Source organism: Corynebacterium sp. 2571A, assembly GCF_055700935.1.
Genome location: NZ_JASTTE010000001.1, coordinates 314018 through 338995, shown reverse-complemented (window position 1 = coordinate 338995; position 24978 = coordinate 314018). Strand labels below are relative to the sequence as shown.

General features: G+C 67.2%; 19 protein-coding genes and 4 tRNA genes. 3 read left to right on the top strand and 20 right to left on the bottom strand.

Annotated elements, in window-relative coordinates:
- Positions 1-11: 11 nt before the first annotated feature.
- From rpoB to rplJ, 4 genes are all read right to left on the bottom strand, one after another.
- A complete protein-coding gene (rpoB, locus tag QQS53_RS01690) occupies positions 12-3509 on the bottom strand; it encodes a DNA-directed RNA polymerase subunit beta (protein WP_472774504.1) in 3498 nt (1165 codons plus the stop codon).
- Between the two features lie 301 nt (positions 3510-3810).
- Positions 3811-4794 carry a cell envelope lipid trafficking protein PgfA gene (gene pgfA / locus QQS53_RS01685; protein ID WP_472774238.1) on the bottom strand — a complete coding sequence of 328 codons (984 nt, stop codon included), beginning with the start codon at positions 4792-4794 and terminating at the stop codon, positions 3811-3813.
- Between the two features lie 190 nt (positions 4795-4984).
- Positions 4985-5374, bottom strand: coding sequence for a 50S ribosomal protein L7/L12 (rplL, locus tag QQS53_RS01680; protein ID WP_070768237.1), 390 nt, complete (start codon positions 5372-5374; stop codon positions 4985-4987).
- An 80-nt stretch (positions 5375-5454) separates the two neighbouring features.
- The gene (rplJ, locus tag QQS53_RS01675; RefSeq protein ID WP_472774237.1) at positions 5455-5976 is read right to left on the bottom strand and encodes a 50S ribosomal protein L10; all 522 of its coding nucleotides are present in this window, start codon (positions 5974-5976) and stop codon (positions 5455-5457) included.
- Between the two features lie 333 nt (positions 5977-6309).
- Between rplJ and QQS53_RS01670 the strand changes: the two genes are divergently transcribed.
- Positions 6310-7740: a cryptochrome/photolyase family protein gene (locus tag QQS53_RS01670; protein ID WP_472774236.1), complete on the top strand. Its 1431-nt coding sequence runs from the start codon at positions 6310-6312 to the stop codon at positions 7738-7740.
- Positions 7741-7747: 7 nt separating this feature from the next.
- On the opposite strand, the gene QQS53_RS01665 is transcribed toward QQS53_RS01670, so the two are convergent.
- The 8 genes from QQS53_RS01665 to QQS53_RS01630 form a co-directional block, all read right to left on the bottom strand.
- Entirely contained in the window at positions 7748-9169 is a 1422-nt protein-coding gene (locus QQS53_RS01665) for a phytoene desaturase family protein (protein WP_472774235.1), read from the bottom strand.
- Between the two features lie 95 nt (positions 9170-9264).
- Positions 9265-9969: a 50S ribosomal protein L1 gene (gene rplA, locus QQS53_RS01660; RefSeq protein ID WP_296206649.1), complete on the bottom strand. Its 705-nt coding sequence runs from the start codon at positions 9967-9969 to the stop codon at positions 9265-9267.
- Between the two features lie 80 nt (positions 9970-10049).
- The gene (gene rplK, locus QQS53_RS01655) at positions 10050-10487 is read right to left on the bottom strand and encodes a 50S ribosomal protein L11 (RefSeq protein WP_290224617.1); all 438 of its coding nucleotides are present in this window, start codon (positions 10485-10487) and stop codon (positions 10050-10052) included.
- Between the two features lie 226 nt (positions 10488-10713).
- Positions 10714-11643 carry a transcription termination/antitermination protein NusG gene (gene nusG / locus QQS53_RS01650; protein WP_472774234.1) on the bottom strand — a complete coding sequence of 310 codons (930 nt, stop codon included), beginning with the start codon at positions 11641-11643 and terminating at the stop codon, positions 10714-10716.
- Positions 11644-11772: 129 nt separating this feature from the next.
- Positions 11773-12105 carry a preprotein translocase subunit SecE gene (gene secE, locus QQS53_RS01645; RefSeq protein ID WP_472774233.1) on the bottom strand — a complete coding sequence of 111 codons (333 nt, stop codon included), beginning with the start codon at positions 12103-12105 and terminating at the stop codon, positions 11773-11775.
- Positions 12106-12136: 31 nt separating this feature from the next.
- A tRNA-Trp gene (locus QQS53_RS01640) sits at positions 12137-12212 on the bottom strand.
- Between the two features lie 124 nt (positions 12213-12336).
- Positions 12337-12408: transfer RNA gene (locus tag QQS53_RS01635), tRNA-Met, on the bottom strand.
- 53 nt (positions 12409-12461) lie between these two features.
- A tRNA-Thr gene (locus QQS53_RS01630) sits at positions 12462-12534 on the bottom strand.
- 523 nt (positions 12535-13057) lie between these two features.
- Here QQS53_RS01630 and QQS53_RS01625 point away from each other — a divergent pair.
- On the top strand, positions 13058-15058 hold the full coding sequence (locus QQS53_RS01625) for a M3 family metallopeptidase (RefSeq protein ID WP_472774503.1): 2001 nt from the start codon (positions 13058-13060) through the stop codon (positions 15056-15058).
- 72 nt (positions 15059-15130) lie between these two features.
- Here the strand turns inward: QQS53_RS01625 and QQS53_RS01620 are convergent.
- Both QQS53_RS01620 and QQS53_RS01615 read right to left on the bottom strand, forming a co-directional pair.
- Positions 15131-15215 (bottom strand) — tRNA-Tyr (locus tag QQS53_RS01620).
- Positions 15216-15313: 98 nt separating this feature from the next.
- Positions 15314-16330, bottom strand: coding sequence for a polyprenyl synthetase family protein (locus QQS53_RS01615; RefSeq protein ID WP_472774232.1), 1017 nt, complete (start codon positions 16328-16330; stop codon positions 15314-15316).
- 115 nt (positions 16331-16445) lie between these two features.
- On the opposite strand from QQS53_RS01615, the gene QQS53_RS01610 reads away from it, so the two are divergent.
- The gene (locus tag QQS53_RS01610; RefSeq protein WP_472774231.1) at positions 16446-17708 is read left to right on the top strand and encodes a geranylgeranyl reductase family protein; all 1263 of its coding nucleotides are present in this window, start codon (positions 16446-16448) and stop codon (positions 17706-17708) included.
- Between the two features lie 4 nt (positions 17709-17712).
- Here the strand turns inward: QQS53_RS01610 and QQS53_RS01605 are convergent, their stop codons facing one another.
- The 6 genes from QQS53_RS01605 to QQS53_RS01580 all read right to left on the bottom strand — a co-directional run bounded on the left by QQS53_RS01605 (position 17713) and on the right by QQS53_RS01580 (position 24938).
- Entirely contained in the window at positions 17713-18405 is a 693-nt protein-coding gene (locus QQS53_RS01605) for a demethylmenaquinone methyltransferase (protein WP_472774230.1), read from the bottom strand.
- An 11-nt stretch (positions 18406-18416) separates the two neighbouring features.
- Positions 18417-19616: a glycosyltransferase family 4 protein gene (locus QQS53_RS01600; RefSeq protein WP_472774229.1), complete on the bottom strand. Its 1200-nt coding sequence runs from the start codon at positions 19614-19616 to the stop codon at positions 18417-18419.
- Between the two features lie 56 nt (positions 19617-19672).
- Positions 19673-20116, bottom strand: coding sequence for a DUF3592 domain-containing protein (locus QQS53_RS01595; protein ID WP_472774228.1), 444 nt, complete (start codon positions 20114-20116; stop codon positions 19673-19675).
- A 13-nt stretch (positions 20117-20129) separates the two neighbouring features.
- Positions 20130-21791: a 2-succinyl-5-enolpyruvyl-6-hydroxy-3-cyclohexene-1-carboxylic-acid synthase gene (gene menD, locus QQS53_RS01590; protein ID WP_472774227.1), complete on the bottom strand. Its 1662-nt coding sequence runs from the start codon at positions 21789-21791 to the stop codon at positions 20130-20132.
- Between the two features lie 21 nt (positions 21792-21812).
- A complete protein-coding gene (locus tag QQS53_RS01585) occupies positions 21813-22460 on the bottom strand; it encodes a hypothetical protein (RefSeq protein WP_472774226.1) in 648 nt (215 codons plus the stop codon).
- 63 nt (positions 22461-22523) lie between these two features.
- Positions 22524-24938, bottom strand: coding sequence for an excinuclease ABC subunit UvrA (locus tag QQS53_RS01580; RefSeq protein WP_472774225.1), 2415 nt, complete (start codon positions 24936-24938; stop codon positions 22524-22526).
- Between the last annotated feature and the right edge of the window lie 40 nt (positions 24939-24978).

Genomic DNA, 24978 nt, shown 5'->3' with positions numbered 1-24978 from the left:
AAGCAGAGTCGCTAGGCGATGTCGGCGGCGGAACCCTCATCGCGGGACAGGTTAATGCCCAGCGAGGAACCGGATTCCATGTCGTCTTCATCCGAGCCGGAAAGCTCCATCGGCGTGCCGTCGGTGGACAGGACCTCCACGTTCAGGCACAGCGACTGCAGCTCCTTGAGCAGCACCTTGAAGGATTCCGGGATGCCCGGATCCGGGATGTTCTCGCCCTTCACAATGGCCTCGTAGACCTTCACGCGGCCGACCACGTCGTCCGACTTGATGGTCAGCAGCTCCTGCAGGGTGTAGGCCGCGCCGTATGCCTGCATGGCCCACACCTCCATCTCGCCGAAGCGCTGGCCACCGAACTGGGCCTTACCACCCAGCGGCTGCTGGGTAATCATGGAGTACGGACCAGTCGAACGGGCGTGGATCTTCTCATCCACCAGGTGGTGCAGCTTGAGCATGTACATGTAGCCGACCGAGATCGGGTACTTGTACGGCTCGCCGGAACGGCCGTCGAACAGCGTGGCCTTGCCCTCGCCGTCAACCAGGACGTCGCCGTCGCGGTTCGGGCGGGAGGACGCCAGCAGGCGGGAGATCTCTTCGTTGGTCGCGCCGTCGAAGACCGGGGTGGCGGTCAGCGAGTCGGCCGGGACGTCGTAGAGATCTTCCGGCAGGGTCTTGAGCAGGTCGGCGTTAGCCGGGTCGTCGACGTCGACCTTCCAGCCGGCGTGAGCCAGCCAGCCGAGGTGGACCTCGAGGACCTGGCCGATGTTCATACGACGCGGAACACCGTGGGTGTTCAGGATGATATCGACCGGGGTACCGTCCGCCATGAACGGCATGTCCTCCGGCGGCAGGATCTTGCCGACGACACCCTTGTTGCCGTGGCGGCCGGCCATCTTATCGCCGTCCTGGATCTTGCGCTTCTGGGCCACGTAGACGCGGATCATCTCGTTGACGCCCGGGGCTAGGTCGTCATCGTCTTCGCGGCTGAAACGAGCCACGCCGATGACCTTGCCGACCTCACCGTGCGGGACCTTCATCGAGGTGTCGCGAACCTCGCGGGCCTTCTCACCGAAGATGGCGCGCAGCAGGCGCTCCTCCGGGGTCAGCTCGGTCTCGCCCTTCGGGGTGACCTTACCGACCAGGATGTCGCCCGGGCGGACGTCGGCACCGATGCGGATGATGCCGCGCTCGTCCAGATCGCTGAGCACGTCCTCGGCCACGTTCGGGATCTCGCGGGTGATTTCCTCGGCACCCAGCTTGGTGTCGCGGGCATCGATCTCGTGCTCCTCAATGTGCACGGAGGTCAGGATGTCCTCTTCGACGATGCGCTGGTTGAGGATGATGGCGTCCTCGTAGTTGTGGCCTTCCCACGGCATGAACGCCACGAGCAGGTTGCGGCCCAGCGACATTTCGCCGTTGTGGGTACCCGGGCCGTCGGCCAGCACCTGGCCGGCCTCGACGCGGTCGCCCATGGACACCAGCGGGGTCTGGTTGTAGTTCGTGCCCTGGTTGGTGCGCTCGAACTTGCGCAGCATATAGGTATCACGCTGGCCCTCGTCATCCATGATGGTGATGAGGTCCGCGGTCACGTCCTCGACCACACCGGCCTTCGGGGTGATGACCAGGTCGCCGGCGTCGTAAGCCGCGCGCTGCTCCATACCGGTGCCCACGTACGGGGACTCGGAGCGCACCAGCGGCACCGCCTGGCGCTGCATGTTCGCACCCATCAGTGCACGGTTAGCGTCGTCGTGCTCCAGGAACGGAATCATGGCGGTAGCCACGGACACCATCTGGCGCGGGGAGACGTCCACATAGTCGACGCCGGAAGCGTCGGTCACGGCGATGTCGCCGTCGCGCTGGCGGACCTCGATACGGTCGCCAACGATGTTGCCCTCGGCGTCCTGCTCGACCTCGGCCTGGGCGATGGAGAAGCGGTCCTCCTCGTCGGCGGTCAGGTACTCGACCTGGTCGGTGACCTTGCCGTCGACGACCTTGCGATACGGGGTCTCGATGAAGCCGAAGGAGTTCACGCGGGCGTAGGAAGCCAGCGAGCCAATCAGGCCAATGTTCGGGCCCTCCGGGGTCTCAATCGGGCACATACGGCCGTAGTGGGACGGGTGCACGTCTCGCACCTCGATGCCGGCGCGCTCTCGGGACAGGCCGCCCGGGCCCAGCGCGGACAGGCGGCGCTTGTGGGTCAGGCCGGACAGCGAGTTGTTGTGGTCCATAAACTGGGACAGCTGCGAGGTACCGAAGAACTCGCGGATAGCTGCCGAGACCGGGCGCACGTTGATCAGCGAGGTCGGCGTGATGGACTCCGCGTCCTGGGTGGTCATGCGCTCGCGCACGACGCGCTCCATGCGGGACAGGCCCACGCGGACCTGGTTCTGGATCAGCTCGCCCACGGTGCGCAGACGACGGTTGCCGAAGTGGTCAATGTCGTCGGTGTTGATGGAGACAATCTCACCGTTCGGCGCCTTCATCTCGCGCTCACCGACGTGCAGGCGCACCAGGTACTCCAGCGCGACCGCGATGTCTTCCTCGGTCAGGGTCATCAGGCCGTCGTGGTCGCCGCCCAGGCCCAGCTTGCGGTTGACCTTGTAGCGGCCGACCTTGGCCAGGTCGTAGCGCTTCGCGCGGAAGAAGGAGTTGTCCAGCAGGGACTGAGCCAGCTCGCGGGTCGGCTGCTCGCCCGGGCGCTGCTTGCGGTAGATCTCCAGCAGGGCCTCGTCCGTGTTGGCAACACCGTCGGACTCGAGGGTGGACATCATCAGCTCGGAGAAGCCGAAGCGCTCACGGATCTGCTCTTCGGACCAGCCCAGGGCCTTGAGCAGCACGGTGACCGGCTGGCGGCGCTTGCGGTCGATGCGCACGCCGACGGTGTCGCGCTTGTCCACGTCGAATTCGAGCCAGGCGCCGCGGGACGGGATGACCTTCACGGAGTGCAGCGGGCGCTCCGTGGACTTGTCGATCGTCTGGTCAAAGTACACGCCCGGGGAACGCACGAGCTGGGAGACGACAACACGCTCGGTGCCGTTGACAATGAACGTGCCCTTGTCGGTCATCATCGGGAAGTCGCCGATGAACACCGTCTGAGACTTAATCTCCTGGGTGTCATTGTTGATGAACTCTGCGGTCACGTAGAGCGGCGCCGAGTAGTTGATGTCCTTTTCTTTACACTCGTCGACGGTGTTCTTCACCGGCTCGAAGCGCGGCTCGGACAGCGACAGGGACATATTGCCCGAGTAGTCCTCGATCGGGGACAATTCCTCTAGGATATCCTCCAGGCCAGAGGTAACGCGGGCGTCGTCGCCGCGTTCAGCCTGCTGGCGCTCACGCCACTCCGGCGTGCCGATGAGCCATGCAAAAGAATCAAGTTGTAAGTCAAGGAGGCCCGGAACCGCAATCGGCTCGCTAATCTTAGCGAACGAATAACGCTTCGGGGCTCCAGGGATATTGGCCACTGACTTGGTCTGGCGGGAGACTGCCAAGATGGGTCCTTCCAGCACCTCACGCGGATCACTCACCCGCCTGGGAGGGGCGAGCAAGCAAAACCGCTGGTAGATTTAGCATTCGGTCTGCTGTGGAATCAGCGGGCTCAGATAGCACAAAATCACCTTGTCAAGTCGCTTTACCATCACCACGTGCCAAGGCTAAATGTGCACTGGGGATCCGGATTCCAGCGCAACGAAACAGCCTATATCAAATCCGGCGATTTGTAAAGACGCCCGCGATCGTCTATGTGCCCGCCCGGGTTCTTGCTCGCACTCGTCGGGCGCGGGCGGCCCAGACACAGCCCCAGGCCCGAACCTAAAGGGCCCGCTTGACCTTCTGGCCGCGCGGACCGAAAACCCCGAAGACGCCCAGCAGCCCGATGATGGTCAAGACAACGCCTAGGCCGAGGCCAATCCAGCGCGCGATGTTCGCGGCCTGCGGATCCGGAATCTGGCCGGCCTGCTGAATGAGCTGGGCGCGATCCTCGTCAGAGGTGGAGGCCTGGAAGACGAAGGCGTCCTCGCGGCGCTCGCCCTCCCGGGTGCCATAGTAGTCGTCGATGTCCAGATCCATGCCCACCACCATGCCGGTGGCGTGGTCGACGTAGATGCTGCGCTTGCCGGAGTGGAACAGGTAGCCCGGCTCCGTACCGCCGTCGGGGGTCTCGAACTGGGTGGTATTGCCCATCCCGGCGTACAGCGTGGCGACGTTGACCGGCGCTATCTCCTGGTCGTAGCGGTAGATCTCTCGGCCATCTATCTCCTGCTCCTCGGCGAAGACGGCGTCTTCCGCCTGGCGCAGGGTCGGGTCGAAGACCGGGTAGGTGGTCTTTTCCGCCTTGGAGGGGAATTTCAGCCAGTAGCCGTCCACGGCCACCTCCGCCGCCGGCGAGACGATCGTGTGGTTCAGGCGTGCCTTGCCCTGTGCCGCGCCGCTGACGCGGTCGATGGGGAAGTTCCACACCTGGGCGCTGACCAGGTTCTCCACATCCTCGGCGTCGGCCTCGGTGCCGCGCACGGTGGTCTGCCCGACCCGCAGGGAAGCGTCCTCCTTGCCGGAGGGATCCACGGTGTCGTAGTGCAGCTGGTAGGCCAGCGGGCCCTCGTAGGGCTGTGTCCCCTCTTCGCTCAGGGTCTGCGCTCGGCCGTCCGGGTCGCTGAAGCTAAACGTGGTGTGCTCGGCGTCCAGCGGCAGCTTGGCCCGCAAGTCTAGGAAGACAGGCGCGAGCGCGCCAGCGGCGATCAAAGCGATGCCGAGGCCTAGAACGATCACGGAGATGATGCGGGATTTGGGCAGCATGGTACAGCATCTTACAACCCAGCAATTGCCGGTTGATAACGAAACACCCGGTTTCTAGCGCGCGAGCCTCCCCCGCCGCGCGTGGAGGCATAAAAAGACCTCCGCCTGCTCCCGCGGTGATGCGGGGCAGGCGGAGGTGGTTAAAGCCTTGAGAAGGCTCAGGCCGAAGCCGAGGTGAGTCTAGTTCAGACTACTTCAGCTCGACGGAAGCGCCAGCCTCTTCCAGCTTGGTCTTGGCAGCCTCGGCGTCGTCCTTGTTGGCGCCTTCCAGGATGGCCTTCGGAGCGGACTCAACGAGCTCCTTGGCTTCCTTCAGGCCCAGGCCGGAGACGATCTCGCGGACAGCCTTGATGACGCCGATCTTCTTGGCGCCAGCGTCGGTCAGAACGACGTCGAACTCGTCCTTCTCCTCAGCAGCAGCCTCGCCGCCGGCAGCCGGAGCGCCTGCAGCAACAGCGGCGACCGGAGCGGCAGCCTCAACGTCGAAGACCTCTTCGAATTCCTTGACGAACTCGGAGAGCTCGATGAGGGTCATTTCCTTGAAAGCTTCAATGAGCTCGTCCTTGGTGAGCTTAGCCATGGTAAGCATCCTTTCTTATGTGAGCGCTGCAATAGCGTCTCGGTAGTGGTGTAGTTGTTGCGCAGGTTGTGCGCGAATTCTTAAGCTTCTGCTTCCTTCTTGTCCTGCAGAGCCGCAACGGTACGTACGGCCTTGGTTGCAGGAGCGTTGAAGAGAGCGGCAGCCTTCGCCATAGAACCCTTCATAGCGCCAGCCAGCTTGGCCAGCGTGGTCTCACGGTTGTCAAGGTCAGCAATGGCCTTGACCTGGTCGGCAGTCAGAGCGTTGCCGTCCATGTAACCGCCCTTGACGATGAACGCGTCGTTATCCTCGGCGAACTTCTTCATCACCTTGGCAGCGTCGACGGCCTCGCCCTTGATGAAGGCGATTGCGGTCGGGCCGGCCAGGTGCTCGTCAAGACCCTCGATGCCAGCTTCCTTGGCAGCGATCTTGAAGAGGGTGTTCTTGGCGACGGAGTAGTCAACGTCAAAGCCCAGGTTGTTACGCAGCTCGGAAAGCTGTGCCACGGTCAGGCCGCGGTACTCGGTCAGCACGAACGCATCAGCAGCGTCGAGCTTGCCCTTCAGCTCCGCCAAGTCTGCGGTGTTCTTCGGGTTTGCCATCTTAACTCTCGCCTCCTTCCAAAACATCTCTTGTTTTTCCGCCGGAGCTTTTTCTAGCTTGCCCTGGGCGGGTTTTAACTCGCCCGGTTGTCGCATCAAAAAAGCCCCGTGCAAGAGCACAGGGCGCACACATAGGATGTGATGCACAAGTGTCTCCTGCGTGGGCCGTTCCCGTGGATGGGAAACCTTCGACCTTCTAACAAGAAGGTGACCAACGGTCTTCGGTGAAACTTGAGCTCGGGAAAACTCCCGTTCAAACTTCGCTGTATACCCTAGCACCCGGCCTGCAGATCAAAAAATCGTCTGCGCGGGCGGCGTTGGTAGGCTTGGCCCATGACTAGCCTAATGTGGTTTCGCGACGATCTTCGCCTGCTCGATAACCGGGCGCTGGACTGGGCCAACGACCACGGGCCCGTGGTCGCGGTGGTCCTAGACGAGCCGGCTACCTACCCAGCCCGTCCGCTGGGCGCGGCGGCGGGTTGGTGGCGCGAGGTTTCCCTGGCGCGGCTGGCGCGTTCCCTGGAGCCCTACGGCGTGCCGCTGCTGCGTGCGGCCGGCGATGCCCGCGAGCTCATCCCCCGCCTCGTGGCCGACCTGGGCATCGACGCGGTGGCCTGGTCCCGCCGCTACCATGAGCCCTGGCGGGAGGTCGACGCCGCCGTGAAGTCCGAGCTCCAGGCCCGCGGCATTAACGTCGCCTCCCACCCGGGCCACACCCTGGTGGAGCCGTGGGAGGTCACCAATCGCAGCGGCAAGCCCTACCAGGTCTTCACCCCGTTCTCGAAGGCCGCCCGCGCCCAGGTCCGCGACGACGAGCCCCTGCCGGTCCCCCAGCTGCGCGGCGCCGGCGTCGACGACATCCCCAATCATACCGGCGCCTTGGGCTTCGCCCGGCAGCCGATGAGCGAGCCGGCCGACCCGCACTGGGCGGGCGGGCTGCGGGAGACCTGGGCCCCGGGCGAGGACGGCGCCCGCGCGCGCCTGGAGTCTTTCCTAGAGGGCATCGCCGGCTACGAGTCGGGGCGCGACCAGCCGGCCGAGGAGGCGACCTCGCGGCTCTCGCCCCACCTGCGCTTCGGGGAGGTATCCCCGCGCCAGGTCTGGGCCGCGGTCGGCGAGCTACTGGCCACCGACCAGGCCCCGGCCGGCGACGGGCAGAAATTCCTGACCGAGCTGCTGTGGCGCGACTTCGCCTGGCACCGCCTCTACTACCTGCCGGAGCTGCACGCGGTGAACGTGCGCCGCCAGTTCGACTCCTTCGCCTGGTCCAGCGCCGAGGAAGAGCCCGAGCTCTTTCACGCGTGGAAGGCCGGCCACACCGGCATCGGCCTGGTGGACGCGGGCATGCGGGAGCTGTGGCAGACCGGCTACATGCACAACCGGGTGCGGATGGTGGTCGGCTCCTTCCTCACCAAGAACCTAGGTATCCACTGGCGCGCGGGCGAGTCCTGGTTCTGGGATACCTTGGTGGACGCGGACCCGGCCTCCAACCCCTTCGGCTGGCAGTGGATTGCCGGCTGCGGCGACGACGCCGCGCCCTATTTCCGGATCTTCAACCCGGTCACCCAGGCCGAGCGCTTCGACCCGCACGGCGAGTACGTCGGCCGCTGGGCCCCGGAAGACCTGACTCCCCTGGGGCCTGAGCCCATCGTGGACCTGCAGGAGTCGCGCAAGGCCTCACTCGCGGCCTACTCCGACATTAAGGCCGGCGCAAACAAGGCTGCCGCGCCGGCCCACCAGGCCGGCCTGCCGGACGATATCTAGCCCCTCGCTACCGCCCCAGGATCCGGCCGGCGCAGTTCCAGCCGCCCATGCCGTGCACCCCGCCGCCGGGTGGAGTGGCCGCCGAGCACATATAGACCCCGTCGGCCAGGCGGTAAGGGTCAAAAGTCAGGCGCGGGCGGGCGAGCATTTGCAGCCCGCTCATCGCGCCGGCGGCGATGTCGCCGCCCACCAGGTTCGCATCATGGGCGGCCAGTTGCGCGGGTGAGCTGACCCGCCGGGCCTCGACGACGTCCCGGAAACCGGGCGCGAAGCGCTCGATCTGGGCCTCGATGCGCTCGGTGACCTGGCCCGGGTAGGCCTCGCGGTGGCCGTTGGGCACCTGCGCGTAGGCCCACAGCACGGGCCCGCGGGAGGGGTCCGCCACCGCCTGCTGGCAGACCATCACGAAAGGCCGCTGCGGTAGCTGACCGGCGGCCACCTGGCGCGCGGCCAGCTCGATATCGTCCGCCCCGCCGCACACGTGCACCGTGCCGGCACCACCCACGGCCGGGTCCGCCCACGGCACCGGGGCGCTCAAGCGGTAGTCCACCTTGTGCACCCCGGGCCCGTAGCGCCAGGCGCGCAGGCCGGCCGCCACCCGCCCGGGCAGGCGCAGCCCGGCGATACCCAGCACGCCGCGCGGGGCCAGGTCGAGCACCACCGCGTCCCATTCCTGCCGGCCGTCGGCGCCGACCAGCTCACCCATGCTCGTGATGGGCCTCCCGCACAGCACCTGGCCACCGGCCGCGCGCAGCTGGCCGAGCAGGTGGTCGATGATGGCCTGGGTGCCGCCGCGCGCCACGGGCCAGCCGCCCGCCATGCCGAAGGCGTTGAAAAGCACGCCGAGGCTAGCAGTCAGGGGTTGAGACGGCGGGCACAGCGCGTGCGCGGCCGAGCCCAGCGTCAAGACCTGGGCCGGCTCCTCCCGGAAGAGGGTTGTACTCATCGCCTGGGCCGGCCACGGCGCCCGCAGCCCGAAGCGGGCCAGGTCCACCGGGTGCGGGGGCCACCCCGCCATCGGCCGCAGGACGTTGGCCGCGTGGCGCTCCGGGTGCTCGACCATGGGGCGGTGGATGAGCTCCCAGCGCTGGCCGTCGCGGCCGAGCCCCTGGGCGGTTTCCTCGAGCCCTGGCCGCAGCAGCGCGGCGGGCTTTCCCTCCAGCGGGTGGGCCAGCGGCAGCGGCGCGTGCACCCAGTCGTTAAAACCGAGCTCGCGCAACGCCGGGGAGACCAGACCGAAGGGGTGCGCGGCCGCGCCGAAGTCCACGGTGGTGCCCGGCCCGAGGGCATCGCGGAGCGAGCGCGCCGCCCCGCCCGCGGTGGGCTGGGCCTCGAAGACGGTGACCGCCCAGCCGGCCCGGGCCAGCCGCGCGGCCGCCGTTAATCCGTTCGGCCCTGCCCCTACTACCGCCGCGCGCTTTTGTGTCATAGGACGAGGATAGAGCAAAACCCGCCCGCCTCCCAGAAACGGGAGGCGGGCGGGTTTGACGCTTAATCTACGTGGCCGCGGAAGGCCTCGCTAAATTACTCAGCGAAGTTCTTCTGCACGGACGGATCCACCGGGATGCCCGGACCGTTGGTGGTCGAGATGGTGATCTTCTTCATGTAGATGCCCTTGGAAGCGGACGGCTTCAGGCGGTTGAGCTCCTCGATGAGGGCGCCGTAGTTCTCGGCCAGCTTCTCCGCGTCGAAGGAAGCCTTGCCCAGGATGGCGTGCAGGTTGGAAGCCTTGTCCACGCGGAAGGAGATCTTGCCTCCCTTGACCTCGGAGATGGCCTTAGCCACGTCGTTGGTCACGGTGCCGGTCTTCGGGTTCGGCATCAGACCACGCGGGCCCAACACGCGGGCCACGCGGCCGACCTTGGCCATCTGGTCCGGGGTGGCGATGGCCACGTCGAAGTCCAGGTTGCCGGCGTTGACGGCCTCGAGCAGCTGCTCGGTGCCGACGATGTCGGCGCCCGCCTGCTCAGCCTCGGTAGCCTTCTCGCCCTCGGCGAAGACGGCCACGCGGACGTCCTTACCGGTGCCGTTCGGCAGGGAGACGGTGCCGCGAACCAGCTGGTCGGCCTTGCGCGGGTCAACGCCCAAACGCAGGACAACGTCGACGGTGGCGTCGAAGTTCTTGGAGGAGGTCTCCTTGGCCAGCTTGGCGGCCTCTAGCGGACGGTACAGGCGGGAAAAGTCAACCTTTTCCGCGGCGGCCTTGTAAGCCTTGGATTTGGTGCTCATTATTAGCAGTCCTTTTCTTGAATAAAGGGTGGTGTGGTCTTTGGCGGGCCGGAGCTGGCCCTACCACATGCAGTTGTTTCTTAGGCCGGCGCGCCGTCGACGGTGATGCCCATGGAGCGGGCGGTACCGGCGATGATGCGGGCGCCGTTCTCGATGTCGCGGGCGTTCAGATCCTCGAACTTGGTCTGAGCGATTTCCTTGCACTGATCCCAGGTGACAGAGCCAACCTTGTCGGTGTGCGGAACGCCCGAGCCCTTCTTGATGCCGGCGGCCTTCAGCAGCAGCTTCGCTGCCGGCGGGGTCTTCAGCTTGAAGTCGAAGGAACGATCCTCGTAGACGGTGATTTCCACCGGCACGATGTTGCCGCGCTGGTTCTCGGTTGCGGCGTTGTAAGCCTTGCAGAACTCCATGATGTTGACGCCGTGGGCACCCAGTGCCGGGCCAACCGGCGGGGCCGGGTTAGCGGCGCCAGCCTCGATCTGCAGCTTAATGAAGCCAGAAACCTTCTTCTTAGCCATCGAATTACCTCTTTCCTAGTTACCGGCACGCCCGCCACGATGAATAACGGGTACCGTCCGGATGCTTCCCCTCTTTCGGGTTCGGCCACCGGGGATGAACGAATAACGGCGTATGCGGCACTTGGCCACACACGCCGGTCAATATTACGGGACGGGCCCTGTCAGACCCAAATCCCGGTCCGTCTCCCCACCGGCGTTTCGCGCCGGCGGGAAACTGGGGTGAGTGTTAGTTGATGCGCTCGATAGCGGTCGGCGACAGCTCGACCGGGGTCTCGCGGCCGAAGATGGAGACTAGGCCCTGCATCTTGCCGGTCTCCTCGTCGATCTCGGAGATGGTCGCGGACACGGACGCCAGCGGGCCGGACAGGATGGTCACGGCCTCGCCCACCTGGAAGTCGTGGGCGATCTTCTTCTTGGCTTCCTTTTCCGGCATGGCCACGACCTGCTCGCCCTCGGCGGCGTTGGCGGCGGCCTCGCCGGTCTTCGCGGCGGTGTCGTTCGGCATCAGGAACTTGGCAACCTCGCGCGGCTTGACCTCGGTGGCGTTGCCCTCGTTGCCCACGAAGGAGGTAACACCCGGGGTGTCGCGGACCACGGACCAGGCCGCGTCGTTGAGCTCCATGCGGACCAGGACGTAGCCCGGCAGCAGCTTGCGCTTGACGATCTTCTTCTTGCCGTCCTTGTTGGCCTCGAGCACCTGCTCGACCGGGACGATGACCTCGAAGATGGAGTCCTCCACGCCCAGGGTCTGGGCGCGCATGTCCAGGTTGGTCTTCACCTTGTTCTCGTAGCCGGAGTAGCACTGAATGATGTACCACTTGCCGTCGCGCTTCTTCAGCTCGGAGGTGAAAGCGCGCAGGCGGCGGCGGTAGTCCGCCTCCGGGTCGACCTCTTCTTCGCCCTCGGCGCCTTCCTCGGCCTGCGCGGCGTCGGTGGACTCAGCCTCACCGGCAGTCTCCTCGGCAGCGGCCGGGGCCTCGCCTTCGCCGGACTCGGCGGTAGCGGCACCGTCCGCGTTGTTGGCGGCGTCCGCGTTCTCGGCAGCCTCGACGCCCTCGGCGTTCTCAGCGCTCTCGGCGGCGTCGGCAGCCTTGTCCTGGATGCTTTCCAACAGGGCCGACTCGACGGAGTTCTCGAGGTTGTTGTCTTCGCTCACTGGATTCTTCCTCACCTTGGGGTTTCGCGTGCCACCGATTATAGGCGGTGGGCTAATAAATTATCCCGCCCTCCCCATCATCGGGAAGCGGCGGGACTAAGCTTTCTAGCTTGCTGTTTACCTAGTGTACTAAGGAGTCAGTACCCACTCAACTCCGAGGCCGGTCAGCGTGTCGACACTCCAGACCAGAGCGGTCAGCACAATCAGGAAGCCGAAGGTCACCAGGGTGTACTGGACCATTTCCTTGCCGGTCGGCCAAACGACCTTCTTGACCTCGGTAACAACCTCGGGAAGGAAGGAAGCCACGCCATTGCCCGGCTTTTCCTCTTGCGGGCTGGCGGTAGCGACCTGGCCGCCATGCTTCTTGGCGTAGTCAGCGGAGGAAGTGGTGGAGGCGCCGGAGCGTTGACGCTTACCGGTGGGGCGCTGTGCGCCAGCATCTGGACGCTGATTATCGCTCACGACGTCTGAACTCCTCGCTAGAAAATAAGTTTGGCAGGGGCGACAGGACTCGAACCTGCAACCTACGGTTTTGGAGACCGTTGCGCTACCAATTGCGCCACGCCCCTAGGCGTACTGCGTTTAAAACAGCACGGACTACCCTACCAGAGTAGCGGGTTAATAAATAAACCGCCCTCATTTTCGGTGGAGATCGGTAATAAAAAAGCGCCCGAGGGCGCTTTTCGTTCCCGGTAGCGATGGCGAGAATTGAACTCGCGACACAGCGATTATGAGTCGCTTGCTCTACCACTGAGCTACACCGCCAAGTGACCGCTTCCTTAAAGGGCACTGTTGGATAATACCCCAGAAACGAACAGAGCCCCCTGACAGAATCGAACTGTCGACCTTTTCCTTACCATGGAAACGCTCTGCCGACTGAGCTAAGGGGGCACAGCCTCGTTAAAGACAAGCGGTAATTCTTACCGCCCCTCTCGCGTTGAAGCCTTGATAACAATAACCCGATTCCTAAAACTTTCACAAATCGGCAGCACAGAACGCATTTTTAGCGCTTTGAAAGACGGCCGTTTTCGTCTTGGTTGCGCTCTTCTTCCGGCCACTGCTGACCGCGGACCAAGGCACGCCCCGGAAATCCCTGCACCGCCCAGCGCGCGCCGCGGCGTGACGTGACACCCCGAAGTCCGTGTAGCGCGGGTCACAGCTGTGCTAGCTTTGAGGTAATTTAGCGCCCCTACCCTAGTGCCAGGCGTAGCGTGGTGGCCTTGCCGTTGCGGCTGCAGCGCCGCCCCTGGTCCCCGGCGCTGTGCCAGGCCCAAGGCCGCTCGCCGCCCCGCCGCCTCAGAAAGGAAAGATTGTGTCCCACCAACCGTCCCGCCCAGCCGAACCTGACTCCGCGGCCCGGGCTCGAACCGCGGATTCCGCGGGGAACGCGGAGCTAGCCGCCAACCCGCTGCTGGTGCCCTCGCAGCTGGATTACCAGCTGCCGGACTTCGCCGCGATTTCTTTTGCGCACGTGCGCCCGGCCTTCGACGAGGCGCTGCGCCGCCACGACGCGGAAGTAGCCGCTATCGCTGCGGCGGAGCCCAGCTGGCAGAATACGGTGGAAGCGCTGGAGCGCTCCGGCCGCGACCTCGAGCGGGTGGTCAGCTACTTCGCGAACCTGCTGGGCACGGACTCCACGCCGGAGATGCAGGAGCTGGCCGGCGAGGTTTTCCCGGAGCTTTCTGCCCACTTCGACGCCGTCTACCAGAACGAGGATCTCTACGCCCGGCTTAAGGCGGTCACCGCGCCGGAGGATCCCGAGTCCCAGCGCTTGCTGGACTATCTCCTGCGGTCTTTCGCCCGCCGCGGCGCGGACCTGGACGCCGCCGGCAAGGAGGAGCTAACCCGCCTGAACCAGCGCCTGTCCGCGCTGTCGGAGAAATTCGGCCGCCACCTGCTGGACGACACCAAACGCCTGGCCGTGGGCTTCGACAGCGCCGAGGAGCTGCGCGGCCTGCCGGATCAGCGCGTCGCCGCGGCCCGGGACTACGCCGCCCAGGCCGGCCGGACCGGCTTCGTGCTGCCGCTGGAGCTGCCCACCCAGCAGGCAGAGCAGGCGCGCCTGGAGGACCCGGAATCCCGGTTTAAGCTCTGGGAGGCCTCCCAGCAACGCGGCGCGGAATCCAACGGCGCGGTGCTGACCGAGATGGTGCGGCTGCGCGCCCGGCGCGCGGAGCTTTTGGGCTATGCCACGCACGCGGACTACGTCATCGCGGAGGAGACCGCGGGTACCGCAGACGCGGCCCGGCAGCTGCTGGCGGACCTGGCGCCGGCGGCCGCGGCCAACGCCGCCGCCGAGGGCAAGCTGTTGAGCGAGGAGGCCGGCTTCCACGACGCGGACTTCGGCCCGGCGGACTGGCCCTACTGGCAGTCCCGGGTCCGCGAGCGCGACTACGCCCTCGACGAGGAGGAGCTGCGCAAGTACTTCCCGTTGGACCGGGTTTTAAGCGATGGTGTCTTCCAGGCGGCGCACATGCTCTACGGCATCAAGGTCCACCCGCGCCCGGACTTAGGCGGCTACGCCCCGGACGTGGACGTCTGGGAGGTCGTGGATGCCGACGGCAGCGGCCTGGGCCTGCTGCTGACGGACTACTTCACCCGCCCGTCCAAGCGCGGCGGGGCCTGGATGAGCACGTTTGTGGAGCAGTCCCGCCTGCTTGGCACCCGCCCTGTGGTGCTCAACGTCATGAACCTGTCCAAGCCGCCGGCAGGCCAGCCGGTGCTGCTGAGCCAGGACGAGCTGCACACCGTCTTCCACGAGTTCGGCCACGCCCTCCACGGCCTGCTCTCCGACGTGCGCTACCCGACCTTCTCCGGCACGAACGTGCCGCGGGATTGGGTGGAGTTCCCCAGCCAGATCAATGAGAACTGGGCTCTGGATCCCCGCCTGGTGAAGGCCTATGCCTTCCACGTGGACACCGGCGAGCCCATCCCCGACAAGACGCTGGAGGCGCTGGGCCGCGCCCGCGAGTTCGGCCAGGGCTTCGCCACGGTGGAATACCTCGCCGCGGCCGTCATCGACCTGGCCTGGCACAGCCTGCCGTCCGCCGAGGCTGAAAAGCTGGTCGCCACGCCGGAGGCCATCGCCGACTTCGAGCAGGAGGCCCTGGCCAAGGTGGGCCTGGGCGAGACCGGGATCGCCCCGCGCTACCGCTCGACGTATTTCAACCACATCTTCGCCGGCGGCTACTCCGCGGGCTACTACTCCTACCTGTGGGCAGAGGCCCTCGACGCCGACGGCTTCGAGCTCTTCCGCGACGCGGAGTCCCTGCGCCAGGCCGGGCAGGCCTTCCGCGAGCAGATCCTGTCCGCGGGCGCCTCCCGCGATTTCACCGACGCCTTCCGCCAGTGGCGCGGGCACGACAAGGATATCCGCCCGCTGCTGGAACGGCGCGGGCTGGCCGGCTCCCGCTAGGAAGAAGAACTCGACCCGGATCCGCGGGCACGAGAAAACTCCCCTTCACTCTTCGTGAAGGGGAGTTGTTGTTGGTGCCAGGTAGAAGATTCGAACTTCTGAAGGCAATGCCGGCGGATTTACAGTCCGCTCCCTTTGGCCGCTCGGGCAACCTGGCGTGCACCTTGGTGCGAGTAGTTACTCTACTACGAAACCCCCTGCCCGACACAAATCGGCAGGCAAAGGGCTATCTCGCTGGGGTCTTGCGGCTAAGGCTTAGCCCACGCGCTGGACGGTGTAGGTGGCCAGCTGCCGCAGCGCCGTGGTGGCGGAGTTGTCCGGCAGGCGGCCCAGTTCGGTATCCACCTGGTCCAGGTAGTAGCGGACGTCGTCCAGGGCCTTTTCCCGGCCGGCGGACTGGCGCAGCAGGTCGATGGCGCGCTCGACGGTGGCGTCGTCCTCCAGCGGCCCGGTGAGCAGCTCGCGCAGCTGCTCGCCCGCGGGGCTGTCTTCCTCCAAGGCGTAGAGCACCGGCAGGGTGAACACGCCCTCGCGCAGGTCGGTGCCCGGGGTCTTGCCGGATTCCTCCGGGTCGGAGAAGATATCGATGATGTCGTCGACGATCTGGAAGATCATGCCGACGGCGCTGCCGATGCGCTTGAGTGCCTGCGCGTGCTCCGGGGCGGCGCCGGAGTGGTAGGCGCCCAGGTAGCCGGCGGAGGCGATGAGTACCGCGGTCTTTTCCTCGATGACGGCGCGGTAGTGCTCGATGGCGTTCGCCTCGCCCGCCCCGATGGTCTCGCGCATCTGGCCGGTGACCAGGGTCTGGAAGGTCTCGGCGAAGTGCTCGACGGTGTGGGTATCCAGCTGACTCATCAGGCGGGAGGCGTGCGCCAGCAGGGCGTCGCCGGCCAGGATGGCCACGGAGTTGCCCCAGCGGGAGTTGGCGGATTCCACGCCGCGGCGGCGCTCGGCCTCGTCCATGACGTCGTCGTGGTAGAGGGTGGCCACGTGCACCATCTCCACGGAGGTGGCGGCCTTGACCACCCGGGCGGAGCCGGGCTCGGGGCCGTATTCGCTGGCTAGCAAAGCCATGACGGGGCGGAAGCGCTTGCCGCCGGCTTCCGCGAGGTAGAGAGCCTTTTCGTGGACGAAATCCTCTCCCTGAGTAATCTCAGTGCGCAGCAATTCTTCGACGGCTGCCACGCCTGCCCCCACGCGCTGGTTCAGCTGGGGGTCTCCCAAGTCCACGGACTGCGAGGAGCCGTGAGACGATGTCGGGCCGTTGGTCATGGAGGCGATCCTTGGGGTCGATACTCTAATTTAACTCCCTCAACCGTAGTCCAATACTCGTTTTTAGACATACTCGAGGGGTCGGCGGGCAAGCGCGCATGCGACAATAGGGGGCATGTCGGCACAGACTCAGCACATCCCCGCATCTTCCCCACTGACTTGCGACGTGGCGGTCATCGGCGCCGGGCCGGCCGGTTCGGCCGCCGCCATCCACGCCGCCCGCGCCGGCTACGAGGTGTTGCTTGTCGATACCGCCTCCTTCCCGCGCGACAAGACCTGCGGCGACGGGCTCACCCCGCGGGCCATGCACCAGCTGGACCAGCTGGGCATCACGGTCAACCCGGGCTACCGCAACCTTGGGCTGAAGCTGCACGGCTACGGCGGGCACGTCACCGCCCCCTGGCCCAGCACGTACCCGTGCGCGGAGGGCTCCGCCCTGCCGCGCCACGACTTCGACAACCTGGTCTTCGAGGCCGCCGTCGCCGCGGGCGCCACTCCCCTGCTCGGCGCGCCGGCCACCAATCCGCAGCTGGCCGGCAACCGCGTGGACTCTTTCCGGGTAGGCGAGCAGACGGTGCGCCCGCGCTGGGTCATCGTGGCCGACGGGGTGCGCTCCACCTTCGGCAAGCAGCTGGGCCGGACCTGGCACCGTGGGGAGGTCTACGGGATTGCCGCGCGCTCCTACTGCGACAGCCCGTTTGCGAACGAGCCCTGGATGCACTCCCACGTGGAGCTCAAAGACAACGACGGCACCGTCCAGCCCGGCTACGGCTGGATCTTCCCGCTGGGGGCCGAATCCGGCCAGGTCAACCTGGGCTGCGGGGCGCTGTCCACGGACAAGCGCCCGGCCAAGATCAACACCAAGAAGCTGCTGGAGCACTACGCCGAGCAGCAGCGCGCCGACTGGCAGCTGGGCCCCACCCAGGCGGTGACCTCGGCCCTGCTGCCCATGGGCGGGGCGGTCTCCCACGTGGCGGGCGACAACTGGATGCTCATCGGGGACGCGGCCGCCTGCGTGAACCCGCTCAACGGCGAGGGCATCGACTACGGGCTGGAGACCGCCCGGAGCGCGGTGGAGATGCTGGGCCCAAAGGACTTCACCCTGGCCTGGCCGGACCGGCTGCGCGCGGATTACGGCGAGGCCTTCGTCCTTGCGCGCACCGCCGCCCGCCTTCTGACCTATCCGCAGTTCCTGCCCGTGGTCGGCCCGGTGGGCCTGCGCGGCCCGGTGGGCCGGGCCCTTATGCCGGCGGCCGCACGCCTAATGGGCAACCTGGTCACCGAGCAGGACCGCGATCTCATCGCCCGCGCCTGGCGGCTAGCCGGCCACACCGTTTCCAGCGCCCGGCGCGGCTCCCCGCTCTGGGACGCGGCTTAAAGAGTTATTCCTCCGGCTTGGTGGCCGAGTGCAGCGCCACGATGCCGAGCGTGAGGTTCTGCCAGCCGGCGTTAGACCAGCCGTTGGCGTTGATGGCCTGGGCCAGCTCCTCCTGGTCCGGCCAGGCGCGGATGGATTCTGCCAGGTAGATATAGGCCTCCGGGTTGGAAGAAACCAGGCGGGCGATAGGCGGCAGCAGGCGGGTCAGGTACTCCTTGTAGACCGTGCCGAAGACCGGCACCACCGGCTTGGAGAACTCCGCGACCGCCAGGCGCCCGCCGGGCTTGGTCACGCGCGCCATCTCCCGCAGGCCCAGCTCGAAGTCGTGGATGTTGCGCAGGCCGTAGGAGATGGTCACCGCGTCGAAGGTGTTGTCCGCGAACGGCAGCTGCATGCCGTCGCCGGCCACCTTGGGCACGTTGCGGTCGCGGCCGGCGGCCAGCATGCCGCGGGAAAAGTCGCAGGCCACGCACCAGGCGCCGGACTTGGACAGCTCCACGGTGGAGACCGCGGTGCCGGCGGCCAGGTCGAGGACCTTCTCGCCCGGCTGCAGATTGAGGCGCTCGCGGGTGCGCTTGCGCCAACCGGCGTCCTGCCCGAAGGACAGGACCGTGTTGGTCAGATCGTATTTCTCCCCGACCGCGTCAAACATGTGCGCGACGTCGAAGGGTTGCTTGTCCAGATTTGCCTTAGCCACGGCTGTCTAGTCTAGGCCACTCGGGCGCCGAGGGCGCGCGCGGCCCAACGCGGCAGCTCCGGGCGCTGCCCCAGGATGGTCAGCGGTACCCGGCGGGTCTCCTCCAGCACCTCGGCGTAGTAGCCCATGAGCTGTTCGCACAGCCCCTCCCACGTCTTGGTGCGGATGGACTCCCGGGCATTGGCGCACATCTCGGCGTGGATCTCCGGGTTGAGCAGGGCCTCGGCCGCGCGCGGCAGGTCCTCGATGAAGGTGTCCACGTCCAGCAGGAGGCCGTTGTAGCCCTCGTCGATGAGGTCGACCGGGCCGCCCGCGCGCGGGCCGATGGTCGGCACGCCGGAGGCCTGGGCCTCCTGAATGGACTGGCAGAAGGTCTCGAACTCGCCGGCGTGGACGAACAGGTCGAGGCTCGCGTAGGCGCGCGCCAGCTCCTCGCCCTTGAGGGCGCCGGTGAAGACCGCGGTGGGCAGCTGGGCCTCCAGCAGGGGGCGTTCCGGGCCGTCGCCCACGATGACCAGCTGGATATCGTCCCGGTCGTTGAGCGCGCTGAGCCGGTGCACGCCCTTTTCGGCGGCCAGGCGGCCCACGAAGCCGACGATGTTCTTCTTGCCGCTGGCATCCCAGCTGCGGCGCAGCTTCTCATCCCGCTTGGAGGGGTGGAACAGTTCCGCGTCCACGCCCCGGCCCCAGCGGCGGACGTTGCGCACGTTGTGCTTTTCCAGGTCCTCGATGGTGGGCGTGGACGGCGCCAGGGTCATCTGGCAGGAGTTGTGGATGATCCGCAGCCACTCCCACACGCCGTGCGCCAGGGCGGAGGCGTGGTACTTGGTGGCAAAGCCGGCCACGTCCGTCTGGTAAAGCGCCACGGCCGGGATGCGCAGCTGCCGGGCGGAGAAAGCCCCGGCCGCGCCCAGGACGAAGGGGCTGGCCAGGTGGATGATGTCCGGCTGGAACTCGCGCAGGCTGCCGAGCACCTCCGTGGTCGGCACGCCGACGGGCAGGGAGTCCACCAGCGGCACCCGCACGGTGGGCACGCGGCGGATGCGGAAACCCAGGTAGTCTGCGATTTCTTCCTGGCCGTCCCGCGCGCCCGGCGCAACCACCAGGGCCTCGTGCCCGTGGGCGTGCAGGTGCTCGAGCACGCGCAGGACCGAGTTGGTCACGCCGTTGACGTTCGGGAGGAAAGATTCCGCAACAATGGCTACTCGCATACGCTCATCCTTGTTTATCAAACTCAACCGCTGGTGGCCCCGGCGCGAACTTGAGGTTAATTTTTATTAACACCCCGGGTTGCACGGTTTAACAACCACCACAATACGGCAGCCGCCGCCGTGGACACGGCCCACACGGACAGCGCCGGGATGACTGAGAGGGTCCACTCGCGGCCCTCCACCTTGACCAGCTCCGGGTCGGCGGTGGAATAGGACACCCACACGCGCTGCCCCTCGCCCAGCCCGGAGGGGTAGAGCAGCCCGGTCTCCGGGGAGTGGTAGAGCCCGGACTCGTCCTGGAAGTCGACGGTGGTGCGCAGCCAGTCGATGTCCGTGACGGTCGCCAGGGCCCGCCCCGGGTTCTGGTTGATCTCCCGGTCGTTGAGCCAGGGGCCTATCACCAGCGCGATCGAGGCGACGATCATCACGGCGTAGGCGCCGAGGATGAGCTGGCGGCCGCGCCGGCGCAGGATGGCGGGGCGGTGGCGTCTCTGCTGCATGGGGTGGGTCTACCTATTCGCCGGCGTGGGAACGCATGGCCGCGTTCAGGCCGCGGCGGGTTTCCCGGGTCGTGCGGGCCTCGACCACGGTCACGCCGGCGGAGTATTCCTTCAGCTGAGCCAGCACGTCGAGGAGCTCCTGCGGGGTCTCGGCGCGGCGGTAGTCGGCGCCGTAACCGTGGACCAGGGACTCGATGTCCGCCTCGTGCGGGGTGCCGAAGGCCTGCTCGAAGGAGCCACGCAGGCCCTCCTGGCCGACCTCCAGGGTCTCGAAGATGCCGCCGCCGTCGTCGTTGGCCACCACGATGGTGAGGTTTTCCGGGCGTGGGTTATCCGGCCCGATGAGCAGCGAGGAGGCGTCGTGGAGGAAGGTCACGTCCCCCAGAAGCGCCACGGTGCGCGGGGCCCGCGGCAGGTCCGCGTGCAGGGACTGGCCGGCCAGCGCGATCCCGACGGCCTGGGCCACGGTGCCGTCGATGCCGGCGACCCCGCGCTGCGAGTAGGTCTCCACCCCGTCGAAGGGCAGCCCCACCAGGGAGGCGTCCCGCACCGGGTTGGAAGCGCCCACCACGAAGTAGTCGCCCACCGCCAGGGTGTCGGCTACGGCGGCCGCCGCGTGCAGGCCAGTGAAGCCGTAGTCCTCGTTCTCCAGCGCGGAGCGCACCGCCTCGGCGCCGACCTCGGCCGCGCCCTGGCAGATGCGGTACCACTCGCGGCTGACCTCGCCGGTGACCTTCACGCGGGTGCCGCGGCGGGCGCACTCCCCGCGCGGGTTGGTGAAGTCCGCGGTGCGCGAGAGGGTCACCAGCTCGATGTCCGGATCATTGATTAGCGCCAGCACCGCGCGGTGCAGGGTCGGGTGGCCGACCACGATGACCTGCTCGACCTTGGTGTTGACCACGTAGTCGTTCGCGCTGACCTGGGCGCGGCGGAAGATGTGCGCCGCCGCCGGGTGCACGGGGTGGTACGGCGCCGGGGCGCTGGGCTCGGCGATGGTGGGCACGTCTTCCAGACCCTCCACGGCCCAGGCCTCGTCGCCGGCGATGACCAGGGTGTTGCGGCTCAAGTCGATCTCCACCTCGCCGTGGTCGACCCAGCCCGCGCTCGATGCCCGCGGCGCGCTCGCGGGGGCAGCGCCCGGCTCCGGCAGCTGCTCGCCCACCAGCGGGTTGTCCAGCGCGACGTTGATGTGGACCTGCCGGTCGCGGGCGAAGCGCTCGCCGATGTCGGCGGCGTCTTCGACCGTGGTGACCTGGGTGGTCTCGGCGTAGCGGCCGAAAATCCCCTGCTGCTCGATGGTCTGGGAAGCACCCGTGCCGACCAGGCGCGCGGGGCGGTCGGCCGAAATCACGGCCAGCGGCAGGTGCGCGTAGGAGGCTTCAATCATCGCCGGCAGCGTGTGCGCCACCGCGGTGCCGGACGTCATCACGACCCCGACCGCGCGGCGTTGGACGCGCGCCATGCCCAGCGCCAGGAAGGCGGCGGCGCGCTCGTCCAGGCGGGTGTGGACGCGGATGCCCGGCTGGGCAATCAGCGCCAGAGACAGCGGCGCGTTGCGGGAGCCCGGGCAGATGACCACGTCGGTGAGGTGTTTAGCTAGTTCGCTTGCGACTGCCCGCGCCACCTCGGTGGCGTCGGTCGCGCGGGCGGAGGAATTGTCTTGCGTGCCAGTCATAGTGGCTAAGTCTAGCTGCCTCTACCGGTTTTCCAGTGCTCCGCCTTCGCCGAAGAGATCCTGCAGCCAGCCCTCGACATCCATGTCTTCGGTGTTCTCCGGCAACAGGTCATCCGGCACCTCCGACGGGATCAGATCCCGGCCGCGGTCCCGGAGGCTCTCGCCCTCGCCGGAGCTATCGGTGGTGGTCTCGGTTTCGGTGACGGTGGTCGGTTCCTGCGTGGTGTGGGTGACCGTCTCAGTCACCGGCTCCGGCGCGGGCTTGTCCGCCTCGCTGGCGGCGTTGCGCCACAGGAAGAACAGCGCGCCGGCGGCCACCAGCGCCAGGACTGCCAGCGCACCCAGGACCCCGGCCAGGCCCGAACCGGACTTCTTCTCCCGCGGCGGCTCGTAGTCGCTGACCGGCTGCTGGTAATCGCCCTGGTAGTTATCTTGGTAGCCACCTTGGTAGTTGTCCTGGTGGTAGCCGGGCTGCCCCGCGTAGGTTTCTTGGCCCGGCTGCTGGTAGCCGGCCTGGTACTGCTGCGTCTGGGGCTGGTTCGGGTCGTATTCGCCCGGGAAGTACTGACGCGGGTGCTCCTGGCCGCCCTGCGGCTGCTGGTTGCCACTGTTGGGGACGCGGCCGATATAGCGCGTCTCGTCGTCGGAATTATCGTAACGATTAGGCATAACTCCCATTAGTACCGGATCGGGGCGCGCCGAGTACAGCCCCGCCCCGGCGGGCGGGAGCCGTTAGACGGCCGCGCGCAGGGCCTTGCCCGTGGGAGTATCCAGCTGCGCCAGCTCCGCCGGAGCGGCGTCCGCCACGATCTGCCCGCCCTGGCTGCCCGCGCCCGGGCCCATCTCCACGACGCGGTCGGCCTGGGCGATAAAGGATAGGTCGTGCTCCACCACCACGACGCTGTTGCCGGCGTCCACGAGGCGGTTGAGCTCGGCGCCCAGCAACGCGGCGTCCTGCGGGTGCAGGCCCGTGGTGGGCTCGTCCAGCAGGTACATGGTGTGGCCGCGGCGCGAGTTACGGGAGCGCTGCAGCTCGGTAGCCAGCTTGATGCGCTGGGCCTCGCCGCCGGACAGCTCCGGCGCGCCCTGGCCCAGCTGCAGGTAGCCCAGCCCGACGGCCTGGAGGGTCTCGATGGCACGCGCCACCTTGGCCTCGGCCTTATCATCAGCGTCGAAGACCTCGCTGGCCTGGTCCACGGTCAGGGCCAGGATGTCGGCGATGGTATACCCGCGCCAGGTCGCCTCCAGGGTCTTAGCGTTGTAGCGGGCCCCGCCGCAGTCCGGGCAGGTGGTGTAGGCGCCGGGGAGGAAGACCAGCTCGACCTCGATCTTGCCCGCGCCCTGGCAGGTCGGGCACTGCCCCTGCTTAGTGTTGTAGGAAAAGCGGCTGACCGTCCACTTGCGCCCGCGGGCGAAGTCGGTGCCGGCAAACAGCTTGCGGACCGCGTCGAAGAGGCCGGTGTAGGTGGCCAGGGTGGAGCGCGGCGTGCGGCCAATGGGCTTCTGGGTAATCTGCACCACGCGCTTGAGCTGGTCGAGCCCGTCAACGGAGTCGATGGACCACCCGCCATCTTCCTCGGTGTCCGTCACCGCGGTCAGTTCCTCGCGCAGCTTGCCGGCCAGAGCGGTGCTGACCAGCGTGGACTTGCCCGAGCCTGATACCCCGGCGACCACGGTGAACTGGCCCAGACCGAGGTTTAAGGTGAGGTCGTCCATGTTGCGGGCCTGGACGCCGCGCAGCTCCAGCTGGCCGGTGGCCTCGCGCGGGGTGTTCTTCGGCTCGCGCTTCCGGTGACGCAGCGCCCGCGCGGTCGGCGAGTCGGCCTGGTCCATGAATTCGTCCACGGGGCCGGAGAAGACAATCTCCCCGCCGCCGCTGCCGGCCTGCGGCCCGACATCGACTATCCAGTCGGCCTGGGCCACCAGGTTCATGTCGTGCTCGACCAGCAGGACGCTGTTGCCCTCGGCGAGGAAGCGCTGGCACATCTGCGCCACCGCGGCGCGCTCCTGCGGGTGCAGGCCCGCCGAGGGCTCGTCGAGCACGTAGGCCACGCCGAAGAGCCCGGCGCGTAGCTGCCCGGCCAGGCGCAGGCGCTGCAGCTCACCGGCCGACAGCGTGGCGGTGGGCCTATCCAGGCTGAGGTGGCCCAGCCCCAGCTCCACCGCGGAGGCCAGCGTCGGCACCAGCTGCTTGAGCAGCAGGTCCTCGGCCGAGTTTTCTTCCGGAGCGCGCTCGCTCAGCTCGGCGTGCAGCTGGTCGAGCGGCACCGCGTTGGTGGCATCGATGGTCCGGCCCGCGTAGGTGACCTTCAGTGCCCGCGGGTTCAGCCGGCGGCCGTGGCAGGTGGGGCAGCTGCGCGATTCCATAAAGGACAGGGTGCGCCGGCGCAGGGTGTCCGACTCGGTCTCGGCCAGGGTCTTATTCAGGTACCCGGCCACAGAGCGCCACGTGCCCTGGTAGTTGCGCTGGATTTGGTCGGCCCCGCGGTGCGGCTTGACCGTCACGACGGGCCGCTCATCGGTGAAGAGGATCCACTGCCGGTCCTTGTCGGGCAGGTCCTGCCACGGGCTGTCCAGGTCGAAGCCCAGTTCCTCCAGGATGTCGTGGAAGTTCTTGCCGGCCCACGCCCCCGGCCAGGCAGCGATGGCGCCGTCCTCGATGCTCAAGGTGGGATCCGGGACCATGGAGGCCTCCGTCGGGACGTGTTCGACGCCCTGGCCCTGGCAGGTCGGGCACATGCCCTCCGGGGTGTTCGGGGAAAAGGAATCCGAGTAGAGCCCCTCCGGGTTGTTACCGGCGCGGGAGTACAACAGGCGCAGCGTATTCGCCATCGCGGAGACCGTGCCGACGGTGGAGCGCGCCCCGCCGCCGGAGGTCGATTGCTGCAGCGCCACCGTGGGCGGCAGGCCAGTGATGGACTCGACCTGCGGGTCCACGGCCGAGCCGATCAGCCGCCGGGCGAACGGCGCCACGGACTCCAAGTACCGCCGCTGGCCCTCGCCGTGGATGGTGCCAAACGCCAGCGACGACTTACCCGATCCGGAGACCCCCGTGACCGCGACCAACCTGCCGCGCGGCACGTCCACGTTGACGTGGCGCAGGTTGTGCAGGTGGGCGTCCCGGACCGAAATCATTCCTTCCGTCATGCAATCCAGCCTACGTCCAGAAAGCTAACAGCAGCGCGGC

What these genes read in the sequence shown, in the direction of transcription:
- rplL (WP_070768237.1), bottom strand. Translation starts at nt 5,374, where the DNA reads ATGGCTAAGCTCACCAAGGACGAGCTCATTGAAGCTTTCAAGGAAATG.
- QQS53_RS01580 (WP_472774225.1), bottom strand. Translation starts at nt 24,938, where the DNA reads ATGACGGAAGGAATGATTTCGGTCCGGGACGCCCACCTGCACAACCTG.
- rplK (WP_290224617.1), bottom strand. Translation starts at nt 10,487, where the DNA reads ATGGCTAAGAAGAAGGTTTCTGGCTTCATTAAGCTGCAGATCGAGGCT.
- QQS53_RS01665 (WP_472774235.1), bottom strand. Translation starts at nt 9,169, where the DNA reads ATGACACAAAAGCGCGCGGCGGTAGTAGGGGCAGGGCCGAACGGATTA.
- pgfA (WP_472774238.1), bottom strand. Translation starts at nt 4,794, where the DNA reads ATGCTGCCCAAATCCCGCATCATCTCCGTGATCGTTCTAGGCCTCGGC.
- QQS53_RS01615 (WP_472774232.1), bottom strand. Translation starts at nt 16,330, where the DNA reads ATGACCAACGGCCCGACATCGTCTCACGGCTCCTCGCAGTCCGTGGAC.
- QQS53_RS01585 (WP_472774226.1), bottom strand. Translation starts at nt 22,460, where the DNA reads ATGCCTAATCGTTACGATAATTCCGACGACGAGACGCGCTATATCGGC.
- menD (WP_472774227.1), bottom strand. Translation starts at nt 21,791, where the DNA reads ATGACTGGCACGCAAGACAATTCCTCCGCCCGCGCGACCGACGCCACC.
- QQS53_RS01595 (WP_472774228.1), bottom strand. Translation starts at nt 20,116, where the DNA reads ATGCAGCAGAGACGCCACCGCCCCGCCATCCTGCGCCGGCGCGGCCGC.
- QQS53_RS01670 (WP_472774236.1), top strand. Translation starts at nt 6,310, where the DNA reads ATGACTAGCCTAATGTGGTTTCGCGACGATCTTCGCCTGCTCGATAAC.
- QQS53_RS01610 (WP_472774231.1), top strand. Translation starts at nt 16,446, where the DNA reads ATGTCGGCACAGACTCAGCACATCCCCGCATCTTCCCCACTGACTTGC.
- rplA (WP_296206649.1), bottom strand. Translation starts at nt 9,969, where the DNA reads ATGAGCACCAAATCCAAGGCTTACAAGGCCGCCGCGGAAAAGGTTGAC.
- rplJ (WP_472774237.1), bottom strand. Translation starts at nt 5,976, where the DNA reads ATGGCAAACCCGAAGAACACCGCAGACTTGGCGGAGCTGAAGGGCAAG.
- QQS53_RS01600 (WP_472774229.1), bottom strand. Translation starts at nt 19,616, where the DNA reads ATGCGAGTAGCCATTGTTGCGGAATCTTTCCTCCCGAACGTCAACGGC.